Below are 19,751 nucleotides of genomic sequence, written 5' to 3'. Positions count from 1 at the left end.
AGACACCTTTCGATGGTTGGCCGGTGTGGCGACCAGGAAGCCCGGAGAAGCTCGGCGCCCAGCCGCCGCGCTCACTGTGGGCTCAACAACTGTAGCAACTGTTCAGAGCAAACCGAGATTTCGTCGTTCACCACGACCTGCCACGGCGGCCCGACGAACCCCATCTCCTCCCGCGCCCGGGTCATTCGGCGGTCCACGTCCACTTCGGACTCGGTCCCTCGACCAATGAGCCGACGCCGCAATTCGTCAAAGTCCGGGGGCGCGATGAACACCAGCAAGGCATCAGGATGGTCCGCCTTGATCTGTCTGGCACCCTCGACGTCGATCTCAAGCACGACGGACTGTCCCGACTCGAGGCGCTGCTCCACGCCCGCGCGCCGGGTTCCGTACCGCCTTCCCGCGTACTCGGCCCACTCCATCATTTCGGCCGATTCGACAGCTCGGGTGAACTCCGCCTCGTCCACGAATTCGTAGTCGCGCCCAGGGACTTCCCCGACGCGTGGTGCCCGGGTAGTAGTGGAAACAGACAGCCACAAGTCCGGCCGTCGCCTCAGCATCTCGGCGACAACGCGACCCTTGCCGACACCGGACGGACCACTGACAACGAGCAACCGACCTCGCCCGCACGACGCGCTCATTCAGTCACCTCCGCGAGTAGGCGAGCTACCTGGTGATGACCGAGCGCGCTGATCCGTCTGGCTCCAATAACATCCGCCGAGACCAGTATCCGATCAGCCAACACCGGGCCTACGCGAGGCAGACTGAGAAGGACCTCATCAACCCGGAGCTTGGACACGGCATCGCCGTGCGGCGAAGTCGTCCGCGCCATCTGGACCAATTCAGCGAGCGTGAGGTGACCGCTCTTCAAGCGCTCCTTGACTTCTGACCGGATCGCGCGCGACCGCAAGGCTGCCTGGCGTCCGGCGGCTCGCTGCTCAGGGGTCAGCGTCGGCGGCCGCTTCACGACACGCTCGCTGCGATCGCGGCGGCCGCAGCCCCTACGTCTGACGCCCCGGTGATCGGTCGCCCGATCACCAGAAGGTCCGCTCCAGCGGCCAGCGCGCTTTCCGGGGTCGAGACCCGGCGCTGATCATCTGCTCCGGAGCCATGAGGCCGAACTCCTGGCGTCACCAACTGCGGTCCAGCTCCCAGCCTCTCTCGCAAGGCGCGTACCTCTCGCGGCGAAGACACCACCGCCCGGGCCCCAGCCGCCACGGCCATCTGTGCCCACGCGACCGCTAGATGCTCGGGAGTCTGGCCCAATCCCAGAGCCATCAGGTCGGCTGGACTCAAGGAAGTCAGGACTGTGACCGCTGCTACGCGAGTCTTGGGAAGAGCCTCAGCGGCCGCGGTCACCATCGAGGCCCCGCCCGAGGCGTGCACAGTCAGGTAGTCCGGCTCAAGACCAGCGACACTGCGAGCCGCGCCAGCCACTGTTGCCGGGATGTCGTGCAGCTTCAGATCCAGGAACAGCAGGCAGTCAGGTGCCGCCTCCCGGATCATCGCGACGCCTGGCGTCCCGTGCCGAAGATAGAGTTCAAGCCCGACCTTCACTGCCCTCACGAACGGCGCGACCTGAAGGGCCCACTGACACGCCAGCGGAAGAGATGACGTGTCCAAGGCGACCGCGATGGGCGCCTTCCGCTCGGGTTCTGGGCTACTCACGAATCCACCTCCCAGCCCAAGTGAGCCAAACCGATGAGTTCACCGATCGACTTCGCACCACGGGAGTCCATCAACTCCGCCAGCTCAGCGCTCACGCGCCGCCCAGCCGAAGGGTCGGCGATCAGCACCGAACCCAGCGCCACGGCTGAGGCGCCCGCGAGGAGCATCTCCAGCGCATCCCTGCCCGAACGAATTCCGCCACTCGCCACAATCGGCGTCTTCGGCAACTCGCGGGCGGTTTCCCAAACAGCACGAAGCGCGACGGGCCGGATGGCCGGGCCTGAAAGGCCGCCGCTTCCGCTGCCCAGGGCCGGGCGCGTCAGGTCCACATCAACCGACATGGCCCTCATGGCGTTGATCAGGGACAACCCGTCGGCTCCGGCTTGGACGCACGCACGACCCACGGCGACTACGTCCCCCACATCACCGGACAACTTGGCGAAGACCGGAACGCTGGAGGAAGTGCTCCGGCGCACGGCCTGGACTACAGCCGCGGCGGGACCTGGCTCGGCGGAGAACGGCAAACGGCCTCGCGGCACCAAAGGACTGGACAGATTGACTTCTATGCCCGCGATGTCGCGCACCTGGCGGAGTCTTTGAGCCAGTCGCCCGTAATCGGCCGCATCTCCGGCTGCGATCGAAGCAACCACGGTGGCGCCGTGATCCACAAGCCACGGCAACTCATCGGCCAGGAATCCATCGATCCCAGGACCAGGGATGCCGATCGCGTTGAGCAGTCCGCTGGGCGTCTCCACCAGGCGCGGCGTGGGTCGGCCGGCTCGCGCTTGCAGCGTCACGCTTCTTGTGATGACGGCCCCGAAGGAATCCAGTGGCTCGAACTTCGCCAATTCCCGGCCTGTCCCGGCGCAACCCGAGGCGGCCAGAACTGGCGACCGCAGTGCCAGACCAGCGATTTCGCACGTCAGGTCAGTCATGTGGGTCCCGTTCCGGCGACTTCCAGGCACCCTGGGGCGGCGCCAGATCCTGCCAGAGCACGCGATCGGCGTCGAAGACCGGGCCTTCGGTGCAGGCCCGCACGACGCGCGTGATGCCATCGGTTCCCACTACCGGCACCGCGCAGGCAGCGCATACGCCCGATCCGCACGCTGTCACTCGCGAAAGCGCTGTCTGGTGCGGAAGCCCCCTCGCCGCGACCACGTCAGCCACTGCCGCGACGTCAGGGGCCGGACCCGCGCTGTACACGACATCGATATCAGCGTCGCTCAGGGCCGCCGAGACCACATCCGCGATCCTGGCCCGCCTATGGTTCACACCCGTCGGGATCGCCTCAGACCGCAGCGAACTCCCCAGTCGGCGCGCCTCGAGTGCCCCGTACACCCGCGTCGGTTCCCCCAGCAGCAGGTAATCGACGTGGCTCCCGCGGGAAGTGAGCAAGGCTCCCAGACGCAGCAGCGCGGCAGCCGAGGTTTCGATTCCGATCAATAGACATACCGCGGGCTCCACAGGCGCGGAGAAGGGCCGTCCGAGCGGTGCGATCACGTCGACCGGAGCCCCGCGCGGCTGCTCGGCGAGCCATGCGCCACCAGTTTCCTCGGCGTCAGCTACGACCTCTATCACGCCGCCCTGCCTGCCGGTCGGGGCCGATTCGGCGATCCACATGGCCCGGCGCAGCAACGTTGACGGATTCTGACCGCCCACCGCTACAGCGGCGTACTGTCCCGCGCGCACCTGATCGGCGATCCCCGGCGCCGACAAGGTCACCACGGCATGCCGTCCGGATCGGCGAGTCGCCATCACCGTGGCCTCCCATTGGCGCGCAGCCGTCATGTCTCTCCACTGGGATCGGGCTCACCCGCGCGCAGGAACGCGAGGTCCAGGGCGTACTCCTGCAGCGACCGGACCGAAACCTCCGAAGATCCGGCCTCGATGCCCTGGACAGCGGCGGCGAGCCCGGCGACCGTCGTGATGCAGGGGATGGCGCGCGTGACGGCCGCGGTGCGAATCTCATAGCCGTCCAATCGGGTGCCGACGCCGAATGGGGTGTTGACAATCAGATCTACGTCTCCGGCCATGATCGCCTGGACAGTTGTCGGCTCGCCGTTCGGGCCAGGCCCCTGGCGGTGCTTGCGAACCACGGAGGCCTTCAGACCGTTGCGCCGCAGAATCTCGGCGGTCCCCTCCGTCGCCATAACCTCGAAGCCAAGGTCAGCCAAACGCTTCACGGGAAGAATCATCGCGCGCTTGTCACGGTTCGCCACCGAGACCAACACGCGTCCGCCAGCCGGCAGACCGCCTTGGTACGCGCCAACCTGTGACTTGGCGAACGCGGTCCCGAATGAAGCGTCGATCCCCATCACTTCACCTGTGGAACGCATTTCGGGGCCCAGGACGGTGTCAACCCCGTGAAAACGACCGAAGGGCAGCACTGCTTCCTTCACAGCGATCGGTCCGCCAACCGGTAGGTTCCCGCCATCGCCGCTCGTCGGCAGTAGCCCCTGCTGGCGAAGACTTCTGATGCTTTCGCCCATCATCACCCGAGCTGCTGCCTTAGCCAGCGGAACGGCGGTGCTCTTCGAAACGAATGGCACAGTCCTGGAGGCCCGGGGGTTGGCCTCCAACACATACAGCACATCTCCGCTGAGCGCGTACTGCACATTCATCAGACCGCGTACTCCAACACCTTCGGCGATGGCTCGGGTCGATTCGCGGATCGTCTCGAGCGCGGCACGACCCAAAGTGATCGGAGGCAGCGCACAGGCCGAATCTCCCGAGTGGATCCCCGCTTCCTCGATGTGCTCCATCACTCCGCCGAGGAACAGATCGGTGCCATCGAACAACGCGTCAACGTCGATCTCGATCGCATCATCCAGGAACCTGTCGATCAGGACCGGGTGCTCCGGGTTCAGCTGGGTGGCACGGTGCAGGAAGCCAGCGAGCATCTCATCGTCGTAGACGATCTCCATACCCCTACCGCCCAGCACGTATGAGGGCCGTACAAGGACGGGGTACCCGATCTTGTGGGCTATGGCGCGCGCCTCATCGAACGACCTAGCGGTGCCATACGGAGGAGCTGGCAGCCCCGCTTCCGCGAGCACCATGCCGAATGCGCCCCTGTCCTCAGCCAAGTGGATGGCCTCCGGAGGTGTCCCCACGACCGGCACACCCGCGTCCTTCAGCGGCTGAGCCAGGCCCAGCGGCGTCTGCCCCCCCAGCTGCACGATCAATCCCGCCACCTCGCCCGACTGGCACTCGGCGTAGTAGATCTCGAGCACGTCCTCCAAGGTGAGCGGCTCGAAGTACAGCCGGTCCGAGGTGTCGTAGTCGGTGGACACTGTCTCGGGGTTGCAGTTGACCATCACGGTCTCGTACCCGTCCTCGCGGAGAGTCAGGGACGCGTGCACACAGGAGTAGTCGAACTCGATCCCTTGACCGATTCGGTTGGGACCCGAGCCCAGGATGATCACCTTCGGGCGATCGCCCGGCTCGACTTCTGTTTCGTCTTCGTAGGTCGAGTAGTGGTAGGGAGTCTGAGCGGGGAATTCGGCGGCGCACGTGTCAACCGTCTTGTAGACAGGCCGGATGCCAAGCGCATGCCGGACACCGCGCACGACCGCCTCGTCAAGGTCGGCGATCTGGGCGATCTGCTTGTCGGAGAATCCGTGCCTCTTGGCGAGTCTCAACACGTCGGCATCCAGTTCGTGGGAGGCGCGCACCTTCTCCGCCACCGCGTTCAGCAGATCGACCTGTGCTAGGAACCACGGGTCTATACAGGTCGCCTCATGAACCTGGTCTATCGACGCCCCGCCCCACAGCGCTTGCTGGACCTGGCGGATGCGCCCCTCCCTGGCCGTGGACATCTCCACTAGCAAAGGCGCCGGATCGGGCCTGTCGCCGCTCCATGAGAACGATGCCCCGGGGTTCTCAAGGGATCGAAGAGCTTTCTGCAACGCCTCAGTGAAGTTGCGCCCTATGGCCATGGCCTCCCCGACGCTCTTCATCGTCGTAGTGAGCCGATCGTCCGCCTCAGGGAACTTCTCGAAGGCGAACCGGGGAACCTTCACTACGACATAGTCCAGCGCGGGCTCGAATGAGGCCGGCGTCTCCAAGGTGATGTCGTTGCGGATCTCATCAAGCGAATAGCCGACAGCCAGCCGCGCGGCGATCTTCGCGATGGGGAACCCCGTCGCCTTGCTGGCCAAAGCACTTGATCGGGACACGCGCGGGTTCATCTCGATCACGATGATTCGGCCATCCGCCGGGTTGACCGCGAACTGGATGTTGCACCCGCCGGTATCCACTCCGACTGCGCGAATGATCGCGATTCCGATGTCGCGCAGCCGCTGGTACTCACGATCAGTCAGGGTCAGAGCCGGCGCGACCGTGATGGAGTCACCTGTGTGAACGCCCATCGGATCCAGGTTCTCAATCGAACAGATGACGACCACGTTGTCGTTGTGGTCGCGCATCAGCTCCAGCTCGAACTCCTTCCAGCCAAGGATCGACTCCTCCAGGAGCACCTCCGTGGTTGGGCTCGCCAACAGGCCCGCCCCAGCCATGCGAGTCAACTCGTCCGCATCGTGCGCGATCCCCGATCCAGCGCCACCCATGGTGAACGAAGGCCGCACGACGACGGGGTAGTTCAGCTCCAGCGCGGCCGCCAGGCACTCATCGATGGAGTGACAGATCCTGCTCGCGGCCGACTCCGCCCCAATCGAGTCCACAACGCGCTTGAATACCTCGCGGTTCTCGCCGCGTTCGATCGCCTCGACGTTCGCGCCGATCAGCTCGACTTCGTACTTCCGCAGGCATCCGGACCTGTGAAGTTCCATCGCGGTATTCAGCGCTGTTTGCCCCCCAAGCGTGGGCAGCAGAGCGTCGGGCCGCTCACGCTCGATGATCCTCTCAACGAACTCCGCGGTGATCGGCTCCACATACGTGGCGTCGGCGAACTCCGGGTCCGTCATGATCGTCGCGGGGTTGCTGTTGACGAGCACTACCCGCAAACCCTCCATCTTCAGCACGCGGCAGGCCTGCGTTCCGGAGTAGTCGAACTCGCACGCCTGCCCGATCACGATCGGTCCAGAACCGATGACGAGCACCGAACTGATGTCATCACGCAAAGGCATCTGGCGAACCTCCCATGACGTCACAGAAGCGGTCGAACAAGTACGCGGCATCGTGGGGCCCGGCGGCCGCCTCGGGATGGTACTGAACGCTGAACGACCGACCGCTGTTGAGTCTTAGCCCCTCCACAACGCCATCGTTCAGGCACGAGTGACTGACGCGGGCTGGCCCGAAAGGCGTGTCGAAGTCTCCTTCTGGCGCGCTGATGGCGAATCCGTGGTTGTGGGCGGTTATCTCGACGCGGCCCGTGAAGTGGTCTCGGACAGGCTGGTTGATGCCTCGGTGGCCGAACGGAAGCTTGAATGTCCCCAGCCCCAGCGCCCGGCCGAACACTTGATGGCCGAAGCAGATCCCGAACACTGGATGGTCGGCCGCGAGGAGGGCGCGTGCCAGCTCAACCGCGTGGTCAGCAGCCGCCGGGTCCCCAGGCCCGTTGGAGAAGAAGTAGCCATCCGCTTCGGTCGCCATCAGGTCGGCGGCAGTGACGCCCGCCGGAAGCACCAGCACGCGCACACCCCGTTCCGCCAGGCGCTGGGGCGTCATCGTCTTGATACCCAGGTCGACCGCGGCCACGGTGAAGCGCCGCTCGCCCAACGCTTCCACGATGTACGGCTCGCTCGTAGTGACTTCGCCAGACAGGTCCGCGCCGACCATGCTCGGACAGGCGAGCACTCGGTCCAGACGGCCCACGCCACCACTTTCATCCCCCGAGAAGATCCCTGCCCTCATGGCCCCGCGGTCCCGCAGGTGCCGTGTCAGCGCCCGAGTGTCGACCCCGCAGATCCCAACGACTCCCGCGCTGATCAGGTCCGGCTCCAGCTCAGAGCTGGCTCGCCAGCTGCTGGCCAGGGGAGATGGATCCCGAACGACGTATCCGGCCACCCAGATCGCCCGCGACTCTGGATCCTGCGCGTTCATCCCAGTGTTGCCGATGTGCGGAGCCGTCTGCACGACTATCTGACGGTGATAGGAGGGGTCTGTGAGCGTCTCCTGGTACCCGGTCATTCCCGTGGCGAAGACGGCCTCTCCGAGCGTCGAACCAAGGGCCCCGAACGACCGGCCGGCGAACTCCCGACCATCCTCCAAAACCAGCACCGCTGGCTGCCGATCCATGATCAGGCCGTTTCCGGGGCTGACTCAGCCGCCTGGGTCCGCCCAGCGATCCCCTCGACCGCCACGCGGACCAAGCGCTGGTCCGAAGGGTCTGAGAACCAAAGCCCACTCGAAACCATCTGATCACCCCACATCCAAGTGATCAGCAGCACCCCATGGCGCCCATACACCTTCTGCAGCAGGCCGGGGGCAGTGCCGACTTCCACCAGCCGGTCGGCCCCGATCACCAGCGAGTCCTCACCTGACCTGCGGATTTCCACACCGTCAGGCCCAACACTGATCGCGGCACGCGCCGGACCTCCCGCCGCCACGATCCGGTCTAGCCAATCACCGGCGCGCACGGTCCCCACGTACGTGCCAATAACCTCGGCGCGCCCGGTAGACGGCCCCCCTGCGGGCAGGGCGGGGAGCTCCGACTGGCGGCGTGCCCGCGCGCGCCAGCCGTGCCTCATCCCATAAAGGGCCAAGGCGATGATCGCCAAGACAATCAACGTCATGATCACGCGCGTCGCCCACTGACCCAGCGACGCCTGCTCACTGTATGTCTGCCCAGCGCTCAGCCCTCGGATCACCACTGCAAGACCCCTTCCAGCACTGTGGGCGTGCCCGCGTAGATCGTCGCGACCACGCGCCCTGGCAGCTCCATACCCGCGAAGGGCGAGTTGCGCGAAGGACCCGGGAACTTGATCGGGTCGACAACCCAGCGTGCGCCGGGATCAACCAGCACTAGGTTCGCCGGCTCGCCGACACTGATCGGCCGTCCCTGGGTCTCGACACTGCCGATCTTGGCCGGATTGACACTCATGCAGCGCGCGATACCCGCCCAGTCGAGCAGGCCAGTTTCCAGCGTGGCCGCGATAACGACGGACAACGCGGTGGGCAGCCCGAGCATGCCGAACGCGGCGGCGCTCCATTCGCATTCTTTGTCCTCGGAGGGGTGAGGCGCATGGTCGGTGGCGACAACGTCGATCGTCCCGTCCACGAGACCTTGCCGCACGGCTTCGACGTCGCGCATCGTGCGCAGCGGCGGATTCACCTTGAACACGGGGTCGTATCCGTTGACCAGATCGTCGGTGAGCATCAGGTGATGCGGCGTGACCTCTGCGGTAACGGCGATGCCGACTTCCTTGGCCCTACGGATGATGTCGACACTTCCGGCTGTCGACACGTGGCAGATGTGGACGCGGGAACCGACGTGTTCAGCCAGGAGTACGTCGCGAGCGATGATGGCCTCTTCGGCGACTGCGGGCCAGCCGGCTAGCCCCAGAACCGCCGACACCGCGCCCTCATTCATCTGAGCGCCCCGGGTGAGCCGGGACTCCTGGGCGTGCTGGGCGATGACCCCGTCGAGGGCCTTCACGTACTCCATCGCGCGCCGCATCATGACCGCGTCGTCGACGCACTTGCCGTCGTCGCTGAACATTCGCACACTGGCGGCTGATTCGGCCATCGCACCGAGTTCGGCCAGCTGTGAGCCGGCCAGCCCAACCGTTACGGCGCCTACTGGCCGCACATCGCAGTACCCGGCGTCGCGGCCCAGCCTCCACACCTGCTCAACGACACCAGCGGTGTCGGCAACGGGATCGGTGTTGGCCATGGCGTGAACGGCGGTGAAGCCACCGACAGCCGCAGCTGCGGAACCTGTGAGCACAGTCTCGGCGTCCTCGCGGCCCGGCTCGCGCAGGTGCGTGTGCAGGTCCACGAGCCCGGGAAGCAGAACGTTGCCTCGACCTTCGATCACGATCGCGTCCTCGGGGGCATTCCTCGAATCAGCCCCAGGTGGCGCGATCGCGGCGATCTTGCCGTCCACGAGAACTACGTCGACCGCGTCGCCACCCAGGGGTCTGGCGTCCCGGATGATCACCCGGCGTGATGGGGCGCTCATGCGACTTCCTGTTCCGAGCGAGCGCCGCCAACGAGCAGATACAGCACTGCCATGCGCACGCTGACACCGTTGGTCACCTGTTCGACGATCACGGAACGCGGCGAGTCGGCCACACCGTCGGCTATCTCAACTCCACGGTTCATGGGCCCGGGGTGCATCACGATGGCGTGCTGGGGCAACCGATCCATCCGGCGCTCATCCAGTCCGTAGCGTCGCGTGTACTCCCTCGCGCTCGGGAAGAAGGCATCCTTCATCCGCTCCCGCTGAACACGCAACATCATCATCGCGTCAGTGTTTTCCAGCACAGCGTCGATGTCATACGACACCTCGCACGGCCATTGGTCCACTCCGACGGGCAGGAGCGTCGGGGGGGCGACGAGCGTGACGATTGCACCGAGAGTTGACAGCAGCAGCACGTTCGAACGAGCGACCCGGCTGTGCAGCACATCGCCCGCGAGAGTAACGCGAAGCCCGGCCAAGTCTCCGGCTCCACCGCACAGGTGCCGCCGCATCGTGAAAGCGTCGAGCAGCGCCTGAGTCGGATGCTCATGGGTACCGTCGCCAGCGTTGATTATCGCCCCATCGATCCAGTCTGACGCGGCCAGCTGCCAGGGTGCCCCAGACGACCCGTGCCGGATGACAACGGCATCAGCGCCCATAGCCTGCAGCGTCAGCGCGGTGTCCTTCAAGCTCTCGCCCTTGGATGTGCTGGATCCCTTGGCCGAGAAGTTGATGACGTCCGCGGATAGGCGCTTGGCGGCGGCTTCGAAGGAGATCCGGGTCCTGGTCGAATCTTCGAAGAACAGGTTCACAACCGTCCGGCCGCGCAGAGTCGGCAGCTTCTTCACAGATCTGTCGGTGAGCGTGGCCATCTGAGAAGCGGTGTCGAGGACCAGAATCGCGTCCTGCCGGTCCAGGTCCCCGGCTGAAAGCAGATGCCGGTTCACGCCCGCTCCTCGAAGTAGCCACGATGACCACGACGGACCAGAACCACCTCGTCGACACCGTCCACCTCCGCCAGGCGCACTTGGACGCTCTCGTCGACGGCGGTGGGGATGTTCTTGCCGACGTAGTCCGCCCGGATCGGCAGCTCGCGATGGCCGCGATCCACGAGAACCGCCAGCCGAATGCTCCGGGGACGTCCTAGGTCAATCACGGCATCCAGAGCCGCCCTCACGGTCCGCCCTGAGAAGAGCACGTCGTCCACAAGGACCACTGTGCGACCGTCGATGCCGCCGTGAGGGATGTCAGTGGGGCCCAATGCCCGGGCCGGACGCATGCTCAGGTCATCCCGGTACATGGTTACGTCAATGGATCCGGTTGGAACCCTGGCCGCCTCAACCTCGCTGATCCTGGAAGCGATGCGGCGCGCGAGCACCGCTCCGCGCGTGGGGATCCCCATGACTACTAGGCCGTGGGCCCCGCGTGTTTGTTCAACGATCTCGTGAGACATGCGGGAAATCACCCGCGAAATGTCCGCCCCGTCGAGGACGACCGAACCTTCATCGGTTCCAGAACTCATCCGACCTCCTTGACCGCCTCACTGGACGGGCCGTTAAAGGATGCCCGCGTTGACGCTACCACCCGCTCAACACGGCGCCTAATGAGCGGCGATCGTCAGGTCGGGCTTGAGTCCGCGCCAGGCCGACGAGCGGCGGTGTGACGCAAGACTCCCGTGCCCCAGTTTGCGGAGCCGCCCGGTCGTTACTTACCGTAGACGTAGGCTCATACTCGAGTCGTCGGCTGGATCAGTGGGAAGGATGGGGATATGGCCTCTGACTATGCCAAGGCGCTCGGCGCCCGTCTGCGGGCGATTCGACAGCAGCAGGGTCTGTCACTCCAGGGTGTGGAGGAAAAGTCAGGATCTCGCTGGAAGGCCGTCGTTGTCGGATCCTACGAGCGTGGGGACCGGGCGATCACTGTCGCGAAGCTGGCCGCTCTGGCCGAGTTCTACGCGGTCCCCGTCACCGAGCTCCTCCCTGGCGGCTCTGTGGCCACGCAGCATGACCTGTCACCGCAGATGACAGTCGATCTTGAGCAGTTGACTCGGCTGCCCGCGGACAAGGCGGGACCGCTTGCTCGCTACGTCACCGCTATCCAATCCCAGCGGGGTGACTACAACGGCCGCGTGCTGTCGATCCGACAGGAAGACTTGCGGACCCTCGCGGTCATCTACGACCAGCCGGCGAGCCTCTTGGTCGAGGAGCTGAAGGCCTGGGGCGTTTTGAACGTGGACTCCCGGGCGGTCACTGACTGACTCTGGACGGCTGCGCCCTAACTAGTGCCCTAACTAGTCCTGCCCACCGGGTGTACGCGCATTCCATTCGTAGTGCCTGGAACTCCAGGTGGAACCCCGGCCACAATTACCACCAGCTCCCCACCGCTGGCTCGTCCGCTCCCAAGCAGAGCCGCGTCCACCTCATCAACAAGCGCATCGGTGTCGGCCGCCTGCGGCGCGAGGAAAGCCTCGACCCCCCACACAAGGGCCAGCCAATGGCGGACTCGGGGATTGGGCGTGTAGGCCAGCAGCGGTACCGCAGCCCTGTGTCGCGCCATCAGCCGAGCGGTCGAGCCTGTTTCGGTGAATGCGATCAGGAACGCCGCGTCGACTGCCTGACCGACTTCGACAGCTGCCCGCGTAACAGCGCGCGCGGTTGACACAATCGACTCCTGAGGCATCTCCGGCAGACGATCCAGCGCATGCTCTTCCACGTGCTGAATGATTCGGGCCATCGTCCGCACGACCAGCGCGGGATCCTTACCCACGCTGGTTTCTTCCGAAAGCATCAGTGCATCGGCGCCGTCGAGAACTGCGTTGGCCACGTCAGAAACCTCAGCACGGGTGGGGCGCGATGCCGTAACCATCGACTCCAGCATTTGGGTCGCCACAATCACCGGCTTCCCGAGCCGCCGACACAAGTCGATCGCCCGCTTCTGTTCCAGCGGAACTCGCTCCAGCGCCAGCTCCACTCCAAGGTCCCCCCTGGCAACCATGACTCCGTCGAATCTCTCAACGATCTGGTCAAGCCGGGCTATGGCTTGGGGCTTCTCAATCTTGGCCAGAACGGGAACGCGGCAGCCCTCCTCCTCCATGATCCGGTGCAACGCATCGATGTCGCTGGCCTCGCGCACGAACGACAGCGCGATCATGTCAGCGCCAGTTCGCAGCGCCCAACGAAGATCCGCCGCATCCTTGTCGGTAAGAGCCGGTGCGCTGACTACTACCCCAGGCAAGTTCAGACCCTTATGGTCGGACACAACGCCGGGCTCCACGACCTGAGTCACAACGCGCGGGCCGTCAATGGAGGTGACCCGCAAAGTCACGCGACCGTCGTCCACGAGGATCAAGTCGTCCGGCTTGACGTCTTGCGGCAACCCCGCGTAGGTAGTCGAACACCCTGACTCGTCGCCGAGTTCGTCCTGGGTCGTGATTACGAAGCGCGCCCCGCGAGCGAGCGCCACGGGGCCGTCCGCGAAGACACCAAGCCGGATCTTAGGGCCCTGCAGGTCAACGAGTATGCCGACCCCTCTGCCGGTCTCCTCGGAGGCCCTGCGCACGTTCCTGTACGTGGCTTCTTGCTGTTCGTACGTGCCGTGGGACAGATTCAGCCGCGCCACGTCCATGCCGCACTCCACGAGGCCACGCACCGCGTCGTAGTCAGATGTCGCCGGGCCCAGTGTGCATACGATCTTCGCTCGGCGCATGATCAGCACACTAGCCAGATGGCCGGCCACGTTGCCATGGTCAGCGCCTCAGACAGACAACTGCCTCGCCGATGCCGCGATCGGGACTGGGAGGTTCGATGACCCGGTGAGGTACCGGTCCACAGACGCGGCAGCCGCGCGACCCTCCGCGATCGCCCACACGATCAGGGACTGCCCACGCCCGGCGTCCCCGGCGGCGAACACGCCTGGTACGCACGTCCGATAGGCGTCATCGCGCTCGATTGAACCCCGATCCGTGATTTCGACCCCGAACTGAGTCCTCCACAGCTCCGCCTCGACTCCCGTGAAACCCATGGCCAGGAACACGAAATCCGCGGCCAGCTCGCGCGTAGAACCTGGGACGGGAATGAACTGACCGTCCTCGAACTCGACATCGGTCAATCGCAGAGCCCCGACCCGTCCTGATCCATCGTCCAGGAACGCGTCTGTGGAGACACCGAAGATCCGCTCTCCGCCTTCCTCATGGGCGCTGGAGACTCGGTAGATCATCGGGTACGTGGGCCAGGGCTGGTTCACTAGCCGCTCGTGAGGGGACAGGGGCAGGATCTCTAGCTGGGTCACCGCTGAGGCCCCTTGGCGATGAGCGGTTCCGACGCAGTCCGCGCCCGTGTCGCCGCCGCCGATGACGACGACGTGCTTTCCGTGCACGTCGATCGGGGAAAGTTCGATGTCGCCTTCGCAGACGCGGTTGGCTAGCTCCAGATACTCCATGGCCTGGTGCACACCGTCTAGCTCTCGGCCCGGCACGATCAGGTCCCGGCTACGAGTTGACCCGACAGCGAGCACGATGGCGTCGTACCGATTTAGCAGGGCCTCACCTGTGACGTCCATGCCGACGTTCACGCCGGGTCGGAAGCGCACTCCTTCGGCCTCCATCTGGCGCAGGCGACGATCAAGGTGGTGCTTCTCCATCTTGAACTCCGGAATGCCGTAGCGAAGCAGGCCTCCGATCCGGTCAGCCCGCTCAAGCACCGCGACGGTGTGGCCGGCCCTGGCGAGCTGCTGCGCTGCCGCCAACCCCGCGGGTCCAGATCCCACTACTGCCACGGTTCGGCCCGATTGGCGGGCCGGGGGTTGGGAGGAAACCATGCCGGCCTGCCAAGCTTTCTCCGCGATCGAGACCTCAACCTGCTTGATCGTCACGGGATCCTGGTTGATGCCCAACACGCAGGCGGTCTCACACGGCGCCGGGCACAGTCGACCGGTGAACTCCGGGAAGTTGTTCGTCGCGTGCAGTCGTTCGCTCGCCGCTCGCCAGTCGCCGCGGCGAACGAGATCGTTCCACTCGGGGATCAGGTTCCCCAGCGGGCATCCGCTGTGACAAAACGGGATTCCGCAGTCCATGCACCGCGTGGCCTGCGTACGCAACCGGGATTCAGGGAACTCTCTATAGACTTCCTGCCAGTCATGGATGCGAACATCGACAGGTCGGCGCCCCGGCAACTCACGCCCATGACCTAGGAATCCTCGCGGATCACCCACGACTCGCCTCCATGATCGCCTCGATCGGGTCGCGACCCTGCGATTCGGCCTGCGCCCGAGCCATCAGCACTCGCTTGAAGTCGACTGGCATGATCTTCGCGAATCTGGCCAACGCGGAGTTGGGGTCGTCCATCAGCCGCTTCGCCACAGGGGACTCGGTTTCCAGGAAGTGCTGTTCGATGATCTGAAGGAGGAACTTCCGGTCATCATCATCATCGAGATCCTCCAGCTCAACCATCCCTGTGTTGATCCGCCTCGGGTCCGGATCCAGCAGGTAGGCGACTCCACCGGACATTCCCGCCGCGAAGTTGCGGCCTGTGGAGCCAAGCACTACTACCCTGCCTCCGGTCATGTACTCGCAGCCGTGGTCACCGACACCTTCCACGACAGCGGTCGCGCCGGAGTTGCGCACGCAGAACCGCTCCCCGACGAGTCCCCTTAGGAACACGTTCCCGGACGTGGCTCCGTAGCAGATGACGTTCCCCGCGATGATGTTCTCCTCCGCGACGAGCACGGACTTCCGATCGGGACGCACCACGATCGTCCCGCCCGACAGCCCCTTGCCCAGGTAGTCATTGGCGTCCCCCTCCAGCCTCAGGGTTACGCCGCGCGGAATGAATGCGCCGAAGGACTGCCCCGCGGATCCGACAAACGTCAGGTCGATGCTGCCTTCCGGCATCCCGTCCCCGCCGTACGTGCGAGATATCTGAGCCCCCAGCATCGTCCCGACCGTGCGATTGACGTTTCGTATCGGGAAGTGGCCCCTGACAGGCTCCCCCCTGCGGAGCGCGTCCTCACGCAATCGGATCAGCTCGTTGTCCAGGGCGTGATCCAGACCATGGTCCTGCTCGATTACCTTGCGCTTGGAATGCGCCACATCCGGCACGTGGAGGATCGGACTCAGGTCCAGGTTGCTGGCCTTCCAGTGATCGATCGCCTCAGCGGTGTCCAGCATCTCGGCGTGACCGATCGCCTCATCCAGGCTGTGGAACCCCAGCGCGGCCAAGTACTCGCGAACCTCCTCCGCTAGGAACTCAAAATACCGGACCAGATGTGCAGCCTTGCCTGTGAACCGGTCCCTTAGAACCGGGTTCTGAGTCGCGATCCCGACCGGACAGGTGTCCAGATGACACACCCGCATCATGACGCAACCCAGGACCACCAGCGGCGCGGACGAGAATCCGAACTCCTCGGCACCGAGCAGCGCCGCCACGACTACGTCTCGGCCGGTCTTGAGTTGCCCGTCGGTTTGCAGAACGACGCGGTCGCGCAAGTTGTTCAACAACAGCGTCTGCTGCGTCTCAGCCAATCCCAGCTCCCACGGCGCTCCAGCATGCTTCAGCGACGTCAGCGGCGACGCCCCAGTACCGCCGTCGTGCCCGGAGATCAGGATCACGTCAGCGTGGGCCTTGCTGACGCCAGCCGCTACCGTCCCGACCCCAACTTCGGAGACCAGCTTGACGTGAATTCGCGCGTGGCGATTGGCGTTCTTCAGATCGTGGATCAGCTGGGCCAGATCCTCGATCGAGTAGATGTCGTGGTGAGGCGGTGGAGAGATCAGTCCGACACCTGGCGTGGAGTGGCGGGTCTTGGCCACCCACGGATAGACCTTGTGACCTGGGAGCTGCCCGCCTTCGCCAGGCTTGGCGCCCTGAGCCATCTTGATCTGAATATCGTCGCTGTTCACCAGGTACTCGCTGGTCACACCGAAGCGTCCGGACGCGACCTGCTTCACCGAAGAGCGCTGGGAGTCCCCATTGGCCATGGACACGAAGCGCTCAGGATCCTCACCGCCCTCTCCGGTGTTGGACTTCCCACCCAGTCGATTCATCGCGACCGCGAGGGTCGAATGCGCTTCGGACGAGATCGACCCGTACGACATCGCACCGGTGGAGAACCTTTTGACGATCTCGTGGACAGGTTCCACCTCATCGAGCGGTAGTGCCGGGCGCAGCCCATCCTTGAATCGGAACAGCCCGCGCAGCGTCATCAACCTCGCGGACTGGTCGTCGACGCGCTGACTGTACTTGCGATAGACACCCGGATGGTTCTCTCGCGTTGAGTACTGCAGCCAGAACACCGCTTCCGGGTCGAACATGTGCGGTTCGCCTTCGCGGCGCCATTGGTACTCGCCTCCAACGGCAAGCCTGCGGTGGGCTGGCGACACTCCGCTCGGGGGGAAGGCGACCCGATGCCGACGTGCGACTTCCTCGGCGATCACATCCAGACCGATTCCCCCAAGCTTGGACGTCGTGCCGGTGAAGTAGCGGTCGACCAGCTCCGCCGATAGTCCGACTGCCTCGAATATCTGAGCGCCGCAGTACGACGACACGGTCGATACGCCCATCTTGGACATGACCTTCAGCACACCCTTGCCCAAGGCCCTGATCAGGTTGCGGACTGCCGCGTCGGGCGCGACATCACCGAGCATCCCGCGGCGGGCCAGGTTCTCGACTGTCTCCATGGCCAGATACGGGTTCACCGCGGCCGCGCCATAGCCGATCAGCAAAGCCGCATGGTGAACTTCGCGCACGTCTCCGGCCTCGACGATGATGCCGACGAGGGTCCGAGTCTTCTCGCGTACGAGATGGTGATGCACAGTTGAGGCCAACAGCAGCGACGGAATCGGAGCGCGGTCCGCGTCGGCATTCCTATCCGACAAGATGATGAACCGCTTGCCCTTGTTGATCAGCGCGTCGACCTCGCGGCAGACCGCGTCCAGGCTGCGGCGCAGTCCGTCACCGCCCTCATCGACCCGGTACAGCCCGGACACGCTGCCGGCTGCCAGCCCTGGCTGATCACCAGATGCGTTGATGTGGAGGATCTTGCCCAAGTCATCGTTGTTGATCACCGGGAAAGGCAACCGCACCTGACGGCAGTCGCCCGGCTCAGCGCCCAGGACGTTCCCCGAAGGGCCAATACCCGTGCTGAGGGCCGTCACGATCTCCTCCCGGATCGCGTCAAGCGGAGGATTCGTGACTTGCGCGAAGAGCTGGGCGAAGTAGTCGAACAGAAGCCGGGGCCGATCGCTGATGGCCGCGATCGGGGTGTCGGTTCCCATGGAGCCAATCGGTTCAACCCCCGCCGCCGCCATCGGGGTCAGCAGAATCCGAAGTTCCTCTTCCGTGTAACCGAACATCTGCTGGCGGCGCAGCACGGACTCCCTGGTGTACACGACATGCTCACGCTCCGGCAGGTCATCCAAATGAATGACTCCGGCGTCTAGCCACTCCTGGTATGGGTTCTCGGCGGCAAGAGCGGACTTGATCTCATCGTCTTCCATGACGCGTCCGGCTCCGACGTCGACTAGGAACATTCTGCCCGGCTGCAACCGGCCCTTACGAACTACGGTGGCCGGATCCAGATCCAGGACTCCAGTCTCTGACGCCAGCACAACTAGCCCGTCGGAAGTCACCCAGAAACGCCCGGGCCGCAGGCCGTTGCGGTCCAGCACTGCCCCGACCACGTTTCCGTCAGTGAAGGACACGTTCGCCGGGCCGTCCCATGCCTCCATCAACGTTGAGTGGAACTCGTAGAACGCGCGCCGGGCGGGGTCCATCTCAGCGTGATTCTCCCAGGCCTCCGGGATCATCATCAGGACCGCGTGCGGCAATGCCCGCCCGCCCAGATGCAACAGCTCCAGCACCTCATCGAACGACGCCGAGTCGCTGGCGCCGGGAGTGCAGATCGGGAACAGCCGCGTGAGGTCCCCCGGGATCACGTCCGAGGTCAATATGGCCTCGCGCGCCCGCATCCAGTTCCGGTTGCCCATGACTGTGTTGATCTCACCGTTGTGCGCGATCATCCGATAGGGGTGGGCCAGCGGCCACGACGGGAACGTGTTGGTGGAGAACCTTGAGTGAACGAGGCCGATCGCCGAGGTGAAGCGGGGATCGGAGATGTCCGGGTAGAAAGGCTCAAGCTGAGCTGTCGTCAGCATCCCCTTGTACACGATTGTCCGCGCGGATAGCGAAGGGAAGTACACGTCAGCTTCCCGCTCCGCCCTCTTGCGCACGCAGAACGCCACGCGGTCCAGATCCATCCCCTTCAAGCCACGATCGGGGGCGGCGAGGAACAGCTGCCGGAACCTCGGCATGACACTGCGGGCCGTGCGGCCCACTAGGGCCGAGTTGACCGGCAGATCTCGCCAGCCGAGCACCTCCAGCCCTTCACCCGCCGCGATCTCGTCCACACGAGCAGCAGCCTCATCCGCGAGAGCAGCGGCGACCGGAAGGAACGCTGTGCCTACGGCATACTGACCAGACTGCGGCAGATCGAATTCGACGACCTGTCGAAAGAACTCGTCTGGTACCTGAGTGAGGATCCCGGCCCCGTCACCGGAGTCCGGCTCCGACCCTGATGCTCCGCGATGTTCCAGGTTATGCAGCGCTGAGAGCGCCTTGTCGACTATGTCGTGACTTGGCTCGCCTGTGAGTGTGGCCACGAAGGCAACGCCGCACGAATCGTGCTCGGCTGACGGGTCGTACAGGCCTTGGCGCCGCGGAAAGGCGGTGTGCACGATGTGAACCTCCGTCTTTCGAATTCCAGCGATGATCATCGCAGATGTGAACCGCAGAGTGACAGGCCCCGCGCCCATGAGCCTACTTCACGCGTGCCTTTGGGCACCAAATCGTGACCGGCCGCGCCCCGCCCCGCCCCCGCCCCGCCCCGCCGGAACGGCCGTTCCGGAAAGACGCACCCGTTAGTCAAGGAAACTACCGTTGCAACGGGCGCGTCTGTACCCGAACGGTCGCGTTTGTTCGGAACGGCCGTTTCGCGGCGGGCGTGGAGTTCC

15 protein-coding genes are annotated in these 19,751 nt (G+C 64.9%); 1 reads left to right on the top strand and 14 read right to left on the bottom strand.

The window, feature by feature from the left end:
• Positions 1 to 71 precede the first annotated feature (71 nt).
• Genes gmk through pyrR form a run of 11 tightly spaced genes read right to left on the bottom strand, consistent with a single transcriptional unit; the run spans position 72 to position 11,270 of the window.
• Positions 72 to 638, bottom strand: coding sequence for a guanylate kinase (gmk, locus tag Q8P38_02170; GenBank protein MDP4013418.1), 567 nt, complete (start codon positions 636 to 638; stop codon positions 72 to 74).
• Positions 635 to 964, bottom strand: a complete 330-nt coding sequence (gene mihF / locus Q8P38_02165; GenBank protein MDP4013417.1) for an integration host factor, actinobacterial type — start codon at positions 962 to 964, stop codon at positions 635 to 637. Before mihF ends, gmk begins: the two co-directional genes overlap by 4 nt.
• Entirely contained in the window at positions 961 to 1,665 is a 705-nt protein-coding gene (gene pyrF / locus Q8P38_02160; GenBank protein MDP4013416.1) for an orotidine-5'-phosphate decarboxylase, read from the bottom strand. The genes mihF and pyrF overlap by 4 nt, the downstream gene beginning before the upstream one ends.
• A complete protein-coding gene (locus Q8P38_02155; GenBank protein MDP4013415.1) occupies positions 1,662 to 2,600 on the bottom strand; it encodes a dihydroorotate dehydrogenase in 939 nt (312 codons plus the stop codon). Before Q8P38_02155 ends, pyrF begins: the two co-directional genes overlap by 4 nt.
• On the bottom strand, positions 2,593 to 3,420 hold the full coding sequence (locus tag Q8P38_02150; protein ID MDP4013414.1) for a hypothetical protein: 828 nt from the start codon (positions 3,418 to 3,420) through the stop codon (positions 2,593 to 2,595). The genes Q8P38_02155 and Q8P38_02150 overlap by 8 nt, the downstream gene beginning before the upstream one ends.
• A gap of 29 nt (positions 3,421 to 3,449) precedes the next feature.
• A complete protein-coding gene (gene carB / locus Q8P38_02145) occupies positions 3,450 to 6,752 on the bottom strand; it encodes a carbamoyl-phosphate synthase large subunit (GenBank protein ID MDP4013413.1) in 3,303 nt (1,100 codons plus the stop codon).
• Positions 6,739 to 7,863, bottom strand: coding sequence for a glutamine-hydrolyzing carbamoyl-phosphate synthase small subunit (gene carA, locus Q8P38_02140; GenBank protein MDP4013412.1), 1,125 nt, complete (start codon positions 7,861 to 7,863; stop codon positions 6,739 to 6,741). Before carA ends, carB begins: the two co-directional genes overlap by 14 nt.
• A 2-nt stretch (positions 7,864 to 7,865) precedes the next feature.
• On the bottom strand, positions 7,866 to 8,438 hold the full coding sequence (locus Q8P38_02135; protein ID MDP4013411.1) for a hypothetical protein: 573 nt from the start codon (positions 8,436 to 8,438) through the stop codon (positions 7,866 to 7,868).
• Complete coding sequence (locus tag Q8P38_02130) at positions 8,432 to 9,748, bottom strand: dihydroorotase (protein MDP4013410.1); 1,317 nt, start codon at positions 9,746 to 9,748, stop codon at positions 8,432 to 8,434. The genes Q8P38_02135 and Q8P38_02130 overlap by 7 nt, the downstream gene beginning before the upstream one ends.
• A complete protein-coding gene (locus Q8P38_02125) occupies positions 9,745 to 10,695 on the bottom strand; it encodes an aspartate carbamoyltransferase catalytic subunit (protein ID MDP4013409.1) in 951 nt (316 codons plus the stop codon). The genes Q8P38_02130 and Q8P38_02125 overlap by 4 nt, the downstream gene beginning before the upstream one ends.
• The gene (pyrR, locus tag Q8P38_02120; GenBank protein MDP4013408.1) at positions 10,692 to 11,270 is read right to left on the bottom strand and encodes a bifunctional pyr operon transcriptional regulator/uracil phosphoribosyltransferase PyrR; all 579 of its coding nucleotides are present in this window, start codon (positions 11,268 to 11,270) and stop codon (positions 10,692 to 10,694) included. Before pyrR ends, Q8P38_02125 begins: the two co-directional genes overlap by 4 nt.
• 246 nt (positions 11,271 to 11,516) lie before the next feature.
• Here pyrR and Q8P38_02115 point away from each other — a divergent pair, with 246 nt between their 5' ends.
• The gene (locus Q8P38_02115; GenBank protein MDP4013407.1) at positions 11,517 to 12,005 is read left to right on the top strand and encodes a transcriptional regulator; all 489 of its coding nucleotides are present in this window, start codon (positions 11,517 to 11,519) and stop codon (positions 12,003 to 12,005) included.
• 29 nt (positions 12,006 to 12,034) lie between these two features.
• Here the strand turns inward: Q8P38_02115 and pyk are convergent, their stop codons facing one another.
• The 3 genes from pyk to gltB are packed head-to-tail and all read right to left on the bottom strand — an operon-like array spanning position 12,035 to position 19,553.
• The gene (gene pyk, locus Q8P38_02110) at positions 12,035 to 13,483 is read right to left on the bottom strand and encodes a pyruvate kinase (GenBank protein ID MDP4013406.1); all 1,449 of its coding nucleotides are present in this window, start codon (positions 13,481 to 13,483) and stop codon (positions 12,035 to 12,037) included.
• Between the two features lie 18 nt (positions 13,484 to 13,501).
• Positions 13,502 to 14,956: a glutamate synthase subunit beta gene (locus Q8P38_02105; GenBank protein MDP4013405.1), complete on the bottom strand. Its 1,455-nt coding sequence runs from the start codon at positions 14,954 to 14,956 to the stop codon at positions 13,502 to 13,504.
• Entirely contained in the window at positions 14,949 to 19,553 is a 4,605-nt protein-coding gene (gene gltB / locus Q8P38_02100) for a glutamate synthase large subunit (GenBank protein ID MDP4013404.1), read from the bottom strand. The genes Q8P38_02105 and gltB overlap by 8 nt, the downstream gene beginning before the upstream one ends.
• Positions 19,554 to 19,751: the final 198 nt, after the last annotated feature.

It is taken from the genome of Candidatus Nanopelagicales bacterium (assembly GCA_030700225.1).
GTDB lineage: Bacteria > Actinomycetota > Actinomycetes > S36-B12.
The sequence above is the reverse complement of the archived record's forward strand: the minus strand, read 5'-3'. Positions and strand labels throughout refer to the sequence as shown.

Bases quoted from the DNA above. Each gene is read 5' to 3' on its own strand.
- Q8P38_02115 (MDP4013407.1), top strand. From the start codon at position 11,517: ATGGCCTCTGACTATGCCAAGGCGCTCGGCGCCCGTCTGCGGGCGATT.
- Q8P38_02155 (MDP4013415.1), bottom strand. From the start codon at position 2,600: ATGACTGACCTGACGTGCGAAATCGCTGGTCTGGCACTGCGGTCGCCA.
- gmk (MDP4013418.1), bottom strand. From the start codon at position 638: ATGAGCGCGTCGTGCGGGCGAGGTCGGTTGCTCGTTGTCAGTGGTCCG.
- gltB (MDP4013404.1), bottom strand. From the start codon at position 19,553: ATGGGCGCGGGGCCTGTCACTCTGCGGTTCACATCTGCGATGATCATC.
- pyrR (MDP4013408.1), bottom strand. From the start codon at position 11,270: ATGAGTTCTGGAACCGATGAAGGTTCGGTCGTCCTCGACGGGGCGGAC.
- Q8P38_02150 (MDP4013414.1), bottom strand. From the start codon at position 3,420: ATGGCGACTCGCCGATCCGGACGGCATGCCGTGGTGACCTTGTCGGCG.
- carA (MDP4013412.1), bottom strand. From the start codon at position 7,863: ATGGATCGGCAGCCAGCGGTGCTGGTTTTGGAGGATGGTCGGGAGTTC.
- carB (MDP4013413.1), bottom strand. From the start codon at position 6,752: ATGCCTTTGCGTGATGACATCAGTTCGGTGCTCGTCATCGGTTCTGGA.
- Q8P38_02130 (MDP4013410.1), bottom strand. From the start codon at position 9,748: ATGAGCGCCCCATCACGCCGGGTGATCATCCGGGACGCCAGACCCCTG.